Below are 10,600 nucleotides of genomic sequence, written 5' to 3'. Positions count from 1 at the left end.
AGAGGGCCGTACTGGATCGACTCCGTCGGACACGCCTGCGCACACGCCGGCGTCATCCCCGCACCCAACCGGTCGTAACACAACGTGCACTTCCACGCCCGACCATCACCCTTACGCTGATCGATCACCCCGTACGGACACGCCGAAATGCAGTACCCACACCCGTTACAGATGTCCTCCTGAACCACCACCGTGCCGAACTCCGTCCGGAACAACGACCCCGTCGGACACACATCCAGACACGCCGCATGCGTGCAGTGCTTGCACACATCCGACATCATCAACCACCGAAAATCCGTCCGCCCCTGCGCACCCGAACCCCGCCCCGGCGGCTGCGCACCAGGCATCCCCAGGAACTCCGGACCGGCCGACATGCGGGCCGCCGCGGCGGGCGAGCCGGGCATCAGGCCCGGATCGGTCCCGGTGTCGCTGCCGGTCCGCGCGCCGACCGCCGCCGTGGCCGCGCTGACCGAAGGCCCGTCCGGTTGCCCCTCGAACGCCGGAATCTCCTGGCCCGTCGTGCGGGGCTGCTCGACGAACGCGACGTGCCGCCACGAGTTCGCCGTCAGCGCACCCGTGTTGTCGTACGACATGCCCAGCAGGTCCAGGCCGCTCTCCGGGACGCCGTTCCACTCCTTGCACGCCACCTCACACGCCTTGCACCCGATACAGACGCTGGTGTCGGTGAAGAACCCCATCCGGGGCGGCGCGTCCACATAGCCGGCGTCGGGCGCCGGATCCAGCGGCCCGTACAGGGCGTTGGCGTGGGGCATCGGTCAGCCCTCCTGGTCGCTGCTGCTGTCGGCGACGTCGGTCGTGACCAACGGTGGATAGCGGTGGCTCAGGTCCCCCGACCGCCGCCGGTAGTCGTAGACGAGGTCCCGCAGATCCGGTCCTCTCGGGCGTCGTCCGGGCCGGATGTCGCAGGTGCCGACCTTGCTCTCCTGGATCAGCACGTTCGGGTCCAGGGTGATGCCGAACAGGTCGTTTGCCGAGTCGCCGGTCACGAGGCCCTCGTAGCCGAAGTGGTAGGGCAGCCACACCTGGTGGATGACCCGGCCGTCGACCCGTAGCGGGGTGATCCGGTCGGTCACCAGGACCCGCGCCTCGATGGCCGCACGGGTGGTGATCAGGTGCGCCCAGCCGAGGTGGTCGAGTCCGCGTTCGGCGGCCAGCTCCGGCGACACCTCGACGAACATCTCCGGCTGCAACTCCGCCAGCGGCGACACCGTCCGGCTCATTCCGCCCGCGGTGTGGTGCTCGGTGAGTCGGCTGACCGTGAACACGAGGGGGAAGACGTCACTGTGGTCCTCCGGCGGGCTCGGGTTCAGCGTGTTGATCGGGTGCGTGTAGACCTTCCGGGTCGGGTTGGCCTGCTGGCGGTACAGCGGGTTGCGCACCGGCGACTCCACCGGCTCGTAGTGCGTCGGCAGCGGCCCGTCCAGGACACCACTGGGCGCGTACAGCCAGCCCTTGCCGTCGCCCTGAAGGATGAACGGGTCGTCGCCCGCGAGGCCCGCCACGCCCGCCGTGTTCGGCGGCGGCCGGTACGACGGCGGTTTGGTCTTCTCGAAGTCCGGTACGTCGTAGCCGGTCCACTCGCCCTTGTCGGAGTCCCACCAGACGTACTTCTTGCGCTCGCTCCACGGGTTGCCGTCCGGGTCGGCGGAGGCACGGTTGTACAGGATGCGACGGTTGGACGGCCAGGCCCAGCCCCACTCCAGAGCCACCAGGGACTGCTCGGCGCCGGGTTTGCGCCGGGCCGCCTGGTTGACGCCGTCGGCGTACACGCCCGTGTAGATCCAGCAGCCGCCGGCGGTGGAGCCGTCGTCCTTCATCTCGGTGTAACTCGACAGCGGGCGGCCGCTGGCCACGTCGTACCCGTTGATCTCGTACAGCACCGACTCGGCGCTCGGCTCCGCGGTGGGACCGTGCGTCGGATAGTTCCAGTTCAGGTCGAGCAGCGCCCGGTCCCGGGGACGGGTCGACTGCGCCAGCCGTTCCCGGATGATGCGGCCGAGGTGGTAGAAGAACCACAGCTCGGAGCGCGCGTCGCCAGGCGGCTCGACGGCCTTCTCCCGCCACTGAAGCAGCCGCTGGGTCTGGGTGAAGCTGCCCTCCTTCTCCACGTGCGAGGCGGCGGGCAGGAAGAACACCTCCGTCCGGCACGCCTCGGGCACAATCTCGCCGGTCTCGATCTCCGGCGCGTTCTGCCAGAACGTCGCACTCTCGATCATGAACAGGTCGCGGACGACCAGCCAGTCCAGGTTCGCCATACCGAGCCGCTGTGCGCGACCGTGCGCGGAGCCGACCGCCGGGTTCTGCCCGAGCAGGAAGTAGCCCTTGACCTTCCCGTCGATCATGTTGAGCACCTGCTGGTAGGTGCCGTGGTCGCCGGTCATCCGCGGCATGTAGCCGTAGCAGAAGTCGTTCTCGGAGGTTGCCGCGTCACCCCAGTACGCCTTGAGCAGGTTGACCCCGTAGGCGCGGGCGTTGCCCCAGAAGCCCTTCTGCCCCGGGTGCCGGATGCTGTCCACCCACTCGTCCAGGGTGGGGTGGTCGGCGTGGTGTGGCATCGGCAGGTAGCCGGGCAGCAGGTTGAACAGGGTGGGGACGTCGGTGGAGCCCTGGATGCTGGCGTGCCCGCGTAGCGCCATCACACCGCCACCCGGACGACCCATGTTGCCCAGCAGCAATTGGATGATCGCCCCGGTCCGGATGTACTGCACGCCGACGCTGTGCTGCGTCCACCCGACCGAGTAGACGAGCATGCTCGTCCGTTCCCGGCCCGAGTTCGCCGTCCAGGCCTGCGCCAGTTCGAGGAACTTCTCCTGTGGGATCCCGCAGACCCGCTCCACCATCTCCGGCGTGTAGCGGGCGTAGTGCCGCTTGAGGATCTGGTAGACGCAGCGCGGATCCTGCAACGTCTCGTCGCGCTGGGTCTGTCCGTTCACGGGCGCGCCGTGCGACTCGTGTTCCAACCCGGCTGCCGTTTCCCGCTGGGTCTCGGTGTCGCCGCTGGAGGGGTTCTCGTCGGTTCCCTCGTACTGCCAGCTGCTCTGGTCGTAGCTGGCGTTGTCCTCGTTGAAGCCGGAGAAGAGGCCGTGCAGATCCTCGGTGTCGCGGTACTCCCCGGTCACGATCGTCGCGGCGTTGGTGTACGCGACCACGTACTCCCGGAAGTCGAGCTCGTTGTCCAGGATGTATCGCACCACGCCGCCGAGCAGGGCGATGTCGGTGCCCGCCCGGATCGGCAGGTACGCGTCAGCGACAGCGCTCGTCCGGGTGAACCGGGGGTCGACGTGGAAGACCTTCGCGCCGCGACGCTTGGCCTCCATCACCCACTGGAAACCCACCGGGTGCGCCTCGGCCATGTTCGAACCCTGGATGACGATCATGTCGGAGTTCGACAGGTCCTGCTGGAACTGGGTGGCGCCGCCGCGACCGAAGCTGGTCCCCAGACCGGGGACGGTGGCGGAGTGTCAAATACGGGCCTGGTTCTCGATCTGCAGAGCCCCCATCGCGGTGAACAACTTCTTGATGAGGTAGTTCTCCTCGTTGTCAAGCGTCGCCCCACCCAGACTGGAAAAACCAAGCGTCCGGTTGAGCGGTCGACCCTCGTCGTCGACGTCCTCCCAGGTCTCGTCCCGGGCCGCCAGCACCCGGTCGGCGATCATGTTCATCGCCGTGTCGAGGTCGAGGTCCTCCCACTCGGTGGCGTACGGCCGGCGGTAGCGGACCGTCGTCTGCCGCAGCGGGCTGGTCACCAGGCTCTTGCTCGCCGAACCCTTGGGACAGAGCCGGCCCCGCGAGATCGGGCTGTCCGGGTCACCCTCGATCTGGGTGATCTGCCCGTCCTTGACGAACACCCGCTGCCCACAACCCACAGCGCAGTACGGACACACCGATCGGGCCACACTGTCCGCCGTCTCGGTACGCGCGGTCAGCTCCGCCGAACGGGCGGACTGCGCCGCAGCGCCCCGACCGAGCGGATCCGTGCCGGTGAGCTGCCGGTAGAGGGGCCAGCTCCCGACCCAGCGGCGCACCCCCATCGCAGCACCTTCCCGACTAATCGCACCTAATGCGAACGCTTCGACACTAGACGAGGCGCTGGCCGGGTCGCAGCCAGATCGGGAGAGCCATGCCACCGGCGATCACCGTCGCGCAGGCAAGGCCGCACGACTTGACCGTCCGTTCCCGGGACGCCCGCCTCTTCCCCGCCTACGGACTCACTTTCCGCCGCGGCGAACCATCAGCCGGCGAACGGCTTGACGGAATGTGAATTCACTGCGCACTGACTCACCCGATCGGGTGACCACCCATGAGGACTAGGTCTGGACTGCACACTTCTGAAATTGTCGATCCCGGCTCGGAGGAAGCAGCGCTGTCAGTGCAATCTGCACAACGGGGGAAATGAGAATGGTTCGCGGGGGACGCCGCTGGTTCACATCGGCGCTGGGGGCAGTCGGCGCATTGCTGACATCCTCGACGCTTGTCGTTGTGGTGTCGAGCCAGCCCGCATTCGCGACGGTTCCGGGTCTCCCCGGAACACCGCAGCCCGGCACGCCTGTGTTCACCGAGGATTTCTCCAACGAGAGTGCGGTCGCCGTACCGATTCGCATTGGCTCCTACACAGGCTCGCCCGGATCGGTCTATGTGCCGGGGCCGGGCGGCAGCGGCGCGGACAGCGAGACCTACACCGCCGACCCGGCGTGGAGCCCCGGTGCGGGCGCGTGCAATGGCTGGATCATGCGGTCGGACTCGCCGCTACCGCCCAACGGCGGCAGCCCGCCGGTCACGAACAACGACCAGTGCGGCCGTTCCGCCGCATGGAGTCGGCTCCAGGAGATGGCACGCGACATGGGGTTGTTTCAGGGGCAGAGCCCCGACGAAGCAGCCACCAACCAGATACTCACCGAGTACACCAACAGCCTGACAGGCGCACAGGCCGCCGGATACCTACTGGAGACCGACAGCAACACCATTCCGGCGATCGGTGGACACTTCTATGCGGTCTCGGCGATCTTCGCTGAGAGGAACTGCACGGTTCCCGGCACCCAGCGGGCGCGCCTCCGGTTCGATCTCGTTCTCAACGAGGTGCCCACGGCGCTCGCCCAGAATCTGAGCCCCTGCACCGATCCGGGCGCTGTGATCGTCAACAACACATGGATAGCGAAGCTGCAGTCGTCGGCACTGCAATTGTCAGTGGTCGACACACCAACGCTTGGCGTACGCCTCTACAACGCGACCGCGACGGGAGTCGGCAACGACATCGCGTTCGACCTTCCGCAGATCGTCGACGTGACCCCGCAACTCGACAAGGCCTTCAGCCCCACCACCATCGGGCAGGGCCAGACCTCCACGCTCACCTTCACCATCACCAACACCAACGACCTGCAAGCCAAGAACGGGATGAGTTTCACCGACAACCTTCCCGGCAACGTGACAGCCACCGGCGTCAACAGCACGACCTGCTCGAACGCCACCGCGACCGCGCCCGCCGGCGCCACCTCCGTCGACTTCACCGGCGACATCGACGCCGGCGTGGCGTCGTGCACGATCTCCGTGCAGGTGACAAGCGACGTGGTCGGCTCGTACACCGACACCGGATGCATCGCGCCGGACGGCTCGACGATCCCCGGCTGTGCGAGCAACTTCCCCACGATCATCGGGCTCAACCCGCCCGGTTCCACCACCCTCACCGTCATCCCCACGGTGGATCTGGCGGTGGTCAAGACCGGACCCGCGAATCCCTACGTGCCGGGTACACCACTGACCTACACGTTGACGGTGACCAACGGCGGCCCGTCCGCCGCCGTGGGCGCGACGGTCACCGACCCGCTGCCCGCACCGCTGTCCGGGTTCACCTGGACCTGCGCGGCATCAGCCGGAAGCACGTGCACCGCGTCCGGCACCGGCAGCATCGACGACACCGTCACCGTGGCGGGCGGGGGAACTCTCACCTACACGACCACTGGGACGGTGCCGTCTAGCGCCACGGGCGACCTGACCAACACGGTCACCGTGACCCCACCGGCGGGAGTGTTTGACCCGGGCTGCACCCCGAGCTGCCAGTCCACCGTCGTTACCCCGGCCGCGCCGACTGTTGATCTCGCCATCGTCAAGTCAGCGACACCGAATCCGTACGTGCCGGGTGCGCCCTTCACGTACACCGTCACGGTCACCAACGGCGGCCCCTCCGACGCCGTCGGCGCGACGGTCACCGACCCGCTGCCCGCACCGCTGGCCGGGTTCACCTGGACCTGCACGGCATCAGCAGGAAGCACCTGCACCGCCTCGGGGACCGGCGACATCACCGACACGGTCAGCGTCCTGGCCGGCGGGACCCTCACGTACACGATCACGGGAACGGTGCCCTCGGGCACCGCAGGCGACCTGACGAACACCGCCACCCTCACTCCACCAGCCGGTGTGACCGACCCGGAATGCACCCCGAGCTGCCAGTCCACGGTCGTCACCCCCGCCGGACCGGTCGTGGACCTGGCCGTGACCAAAACGGCGGTACCCAACCCGTACGTGCCGGGTACCCCTCTGACCTACACCGTCACGGTCACCAACGGCGGCCCGTCCGACGCCATCGGCGCGACCGTGACCGACCCGCTCCCCGCACCGCTGTCAGGTTTCACCTGGACCTGTGAGGCATCAGCCGGCAGCGCGTGCACCGCGTCGGGCACGGGAACCATCGATGACAGCGTCACCGTCCTGGCCGGCGGGACGCTCACCTACACGATCAGCGGCACGGTGCCCTCGGGCACCACGGGCGAACTCACCAACACCGCCACCCTCACGCCACCAGCCGGCGTGACCGACCCGGAATGCACCCCCAACTGCCAATCCACAGTCGTCACCCCCGCCGCGCTGACCGTGGACCTCGCGGTCGTGAAAACAGCAACCCCGAATCCGTACGTGCCGGGTGCGCCCTTCTCCTACACGGTGACCGTCACCAACGGCGGACCGTCCGACGCCGTCGGGGCGACAGTGGCCGACCCGCTGCCCGCGCCGCTGGCCGGGTTCACCTGGACGTGTGAAGCGTCTGCCGGCAGCACCTGCACCGCCTCGGGCACCGGCACCATCACCGACACGGTCACCGTCCTCGCTGGCGGAACACTCACCTACACCATCACCGGGACCGTGCCCCCGGGCACCACAGGCGACCTGACCAACACCGCCACCCTCACCCCACCAGCCGGCGCCACCGACCCCGACTGCACCCCCAACTGCCAATCCACAGTCGTCACCCCCGCCGCGCTGACCGTAGATCTCGCGGTCGTGAAAACAGCGACACCGAATCCGTACGTACCAGGGGCCGCCCTCTCGTACACCGTGACCGACACCAACGGCGGCCCCTCCGACGCCGTCGGCGCGACAGTGACCGACCCTCTCCCCGCACCGCTGGCCGGATTCACCTGGACCTGTGAAGCATCCCCGGGCAGCACCTGCACCGCATCCGGCAGCGGCGACATCACCGACACCGTCACCGTCCTGGGCGGCGGGACCCTCACCTACACCATCAGCGGAACGGTGCCGTCGGACACCAGGGGCGATCTGGCCAACACGGCCACCCTCACCCCACCAGCCGGCGCCACCGACCCCGACTGCACGCCGAGCTGCCAGTCCACTGTCGTCACACCCGCCGGACCTGTCGTGGACCTCACTGTCGCGAAGACAGCGATGCCGAATCACTACGCGCCGGGCGCGCCGCTGACCTTCACGGTGACCGTCACCAACGCCGGCCCGTCCGACGCGATCGGCGCCACGCTCAGCGATCCACTGCCGGCGCCACTGGCCGGGTTCACCTGGACCTGCGAGGCACCCGCCGGCAGCAGCTGCACCGCGTCCGGCACCGGTGACATCGAGGACACTGTCACCGTCTTGGCCGGCGGAACACTCACCTACACCATCACCGGCAGGGTGCCGTTCGGCACCATCGGTGACCTCACCAATACCGCCACCCTCACCCCACCGGAAGGTGTCTCCGACCCCGACTGCACGCCGAACTGCTCGGCGACCCTGGTCCTCGCCGGACCTGTTCCCCCCATGCCGGTCACCGGTAGCCGACTGACAGCCCTCACGACGGTCGGAGCAGCCGCCGCTGCTCTGGGTGTCCTGCTGGTTGCCGGGCTGGCCCTGGTACGCCTACGCACCCGCCGCGAGCCCTGACCGGGGCCACGGCAACCGCGCAACGCCTGGGGCCGACGAGAGTCGACGAGGGCCAACCACGGCAGACCAGGCCGATCGGGCGCCGACCCGGGCCTTCCGAGCCGACCCGGACCAGGGGTCAGGTCTCCTCGGACCGCCACCACGGTTCGAGCAGGGCCGGGTCGGCGACGTAGTCCCTGACCTGCGCGCGTTCCGCCTCGGTCAACGTGAGCGCGCGAAGGCGGGCACCCCATTCGGGCACCCGATCGGTCTTGCCCAGGGCGACCGACAGTTCGATCAGCCCGGCGAGCGCCGTCGCCTGCTCGACCACCGGAGCGTCAGCGGCCCGCCGGCGCATCCCCGAGTCCAGCGCCCGGTAGGCCGCCCGGTCGTCGGTCTTGAACTCGCGCAGGATCCGCGCGTTGTCGAGCACCCGGGCCAGTCCGTCGAGTTCCTTCGACCCGCCGTACTCCAGGTCCTGCGGCTCGTCGCGGCGGATGAAGACGATGGTGTTGCCGGACGGGTCGACGATGCTGAACCGCGACGCGCCGGCACGGTAGCGGGTGATCCGGGGTAGTCCTTTGACCAGCACCTTTCCGTAGGCGCTGCGCATCGCGTCGGTGAACGCCGCATGGTACGGCGCGACCGAGTCCACCAGGACGAGGCAGCCGCCGCTCTGCTCCCTCGCCGGGTCGAGGTCCTTCGGCGCGGGGCCGTAGTGCAGGTCGAACCCACTCCACCGCAACGCCAGGTACACGTACGGTCTCGTCTGCTCGTAGGTCACCTCGAACCCGAGCGCACGCCAGAACGCCAGGGTCTCCTGCGGTGCCGGGCAGGGCAGCAGCGGCACTGTCGTCTCGTTCGGGTGGACACGGTCCTCGTTGGTCGTCATCGTCACTCCCGGTCCGGCTCGGCAGGCCGGCCATTGTGCCAGCACCCGTGACCCGGCCTCGACAGGTTTCGTCGCCTCCTACCCAGGGAGGAGGCCGCCTCCCACCGCAGGCCGCGGACGGGGCTCCGGGTCGGACGCGACCGACGGGTACGACAACGAGCATCTGCAGACATGACTACCGTTCTGCACCGGGCGACACACTGGAACCGCCCACTCATGGTCCTGGTCGGCGCGATGGCGGTGCTCGCGGTCGTCGCCACGGCCGGCGTGCTCGTCGATCCGCGCGTCCTCACCGGGGTGCCGATCTGGCTCAAGCCGCTCAAGTTCGCGGTGTCCTTCGTCCTGTACGGCGGCACGCTCGCCTGGATGCTCTCGCTCCTGCCGCGTCGCAGCCGGATCGCCGAGGGCGCGGTCACCGTCATCGTCGCGGTGGCGGTGGTCGAGATGGCGGTGATCGTCGGTCAGGTGGTACGCGGGCAGGCCAGCCACTTCAACGACAGCACTCCCCTGAACACCGCGCTGTTCGCGGCGATGGGCGCGGCGATCATGGTGTTGTTCCTCGCGCACCTCGTCCTCGGGATCGTCGTGTTGATCCGGCGGATCCCCGACCGGGTCGCGGCGACCGCCGTCCGGTGGGGGCTCGGCCTGTCCCTGCTGGGGATGCTCGCGGCGGTACCGATGACGCTGCCGACGCAGGACCCGGGAATCGAGGGGATCTCCGGGGCACACAGCGTCGGCGTGCCCGACGGTGGGCCGGGACTGCCGGTGGTCGGCTGGAGCACCACCGGCGGCGACCTGCGGATCGGGCACTTCGTGGGGTTGCACGCCCTGCAGGCGCTGCCGATCCTGGCGATCCTGCTGAGCCGGTTCGCGACGCGGCTGGACGAGCGCACCCGCGTCCGGCTGCTGGTGGTCGCGGGCGGCGCGTACGGCGTCCTCACCGTACTGTTGACCTGGCAGGCACTGCGCGGCCAGCCGCTGCTGCGCCCGGACGCCGGCACGCTCGCCGCGGTCGCGGCCCTGGTCGTGGCGTCGGCGACCGCGACCGGCCTGGTGCTGGCCCGCCGACGCCGACCGGAACTGGAGCTGGTCGCATGACCGCCACGCTGTTCTCCCTGACGTTCGCGGTGGCCGCGCCGTTCTGGGCGTTGATGATCCTGCTGCCCCGCTGGTCGTGGACCACCCGGATCATCGGTTCGCCGCTGATCGTGCTTCCGGTCGTGGTGATCTACGCGCTGCTGGTGCTCCCGGCGTTCGGCGAGGTGCTGCCGGCGGTGGCGTGGCCGACTCTGGACGGGGTGCGCGACCTGCTGGGCACCTCCGACGGGGCGGCGGCGGGGTGGGCGCACATGATCGCGTTCGACCTGTTCGTCGGGCGGTGGGCGTGGCTGGACAGCCGGGAACGGGGGGTGCCGGCGCTGGTCATGGCTCCGGTGCTGGTGCTGACCATCCTGCTCGGGCCGCTCGGCCTCGCCGCGTACCTGGCGGTCCGGACCCGGTGGCGGCCACCGGCGGCCGCCACGACCGTTCCGCAGCACCTAGGCTGAC

Annotated in this window: 5 protein-coding genes and 1 pseudogene; 3 read left to right on the top strand and 3 right to left on the bottom strand. The window is 69.2% G+C overall.

Annotated elements, in window-relative coordinates:
- Both ACZ6N8_RS29370 and fdh read right to left on the bottom strand, forming a co-directional pair.
- Positions 1 to 773, bottom strand: a 773-nt coding sequence (locus ACZ6N8_RS29370) for a 4Fe-4S dicluster domain-containing protein (RefSeq protein ID WP_466014078.1), incomplete at its 3' end; no start/stop codon positions are given.
- Positions 774 to 803: 30 nt separating this feature from the next.
- A pseudogene (fdh, locus tag ACZ6N8_RS29365) lies at positions 804 to 4,052 on the bottom strand (formate dehydrogenase); the annotation flags it as partial.
- A gap of 796 nt (positions 4,053 to 4,848) precedes the next feature.
- Between fdh and ACZ6N8_RS29360 the strand changes: the two are divergent.
- The gene (locus tag ACZ6N8_RS29360; RefSeq protein ID WP_466014076.1) at positions 4,849 to 8,181 is read left to right on the top strand and encodes a DUF7933 domain-containing protein; all 3,333 of its coding nucleotides are present in this window, start codon (positions 4,849 to 4,851) and stop codon (positions 8,179 to 8,181) included.
- A 118-nt stretch (positions 8,182 to 8,299) separates the two neighbouring features.
- On the opposite strand, the gene ACZ6N8_RS29355 is transcribed toward ACZ6N8_RS29360, so the two are convergent.
- A complete protein-coding gene (locus ACZ6N8_RS29355) occupies positions 8,300 to 9,052 on the bottom strand; it encodes a VOC family protein (protein WP_466014074.1) in 753 nt (250 codons plus the stop codon).
- Between the two features lie 171 nt (positions 9,053 to 9,223).
- On the opposite strand from ACZ6N8_RS29355, the gene ACZ6N8_RS29350 reads away from it, so the two are divergent.
- Together ACZ6N8_RS29350 and ACZ6N8_RS29345 are read left to right on the top strand one after the other, a co-directional pair.
- Positions 9,224 to 10,150 (top strand): hypothetical protein, encoded by a 927-nt coding sequence (locus ACZ6N8_RS29350; RefSeq protein WP_466014072.1) that lies wholly within the window; start codon positions 9,224 to 9,226, stop codon positions 10,148 to 10,150.
- A complete protein-coding gene (locus tag ACZ6N8_RS29345; protein WP_466014070.1) occupies positions 10,147 to 10,599 on the top strand; it encodes an ABA4-like family protein in 453 nt (150 codons plus the stop codon). The genes ACZ6N8_RS29350 and ACZ6N8_RS29345 overlap by 4 nt, the downstream gene beginning before the upstream one ends.
- Position 10,600: the final 1 nt, after the last annotated feature.

It is taken from the genome of Micromonospora sp. NPDC047521 (assembly GCF_055587305.1).
Note: the sequence above shows the minus strand (reverse complement) of the source record. Positions and strands in the feature narration are given on the sequence as shown.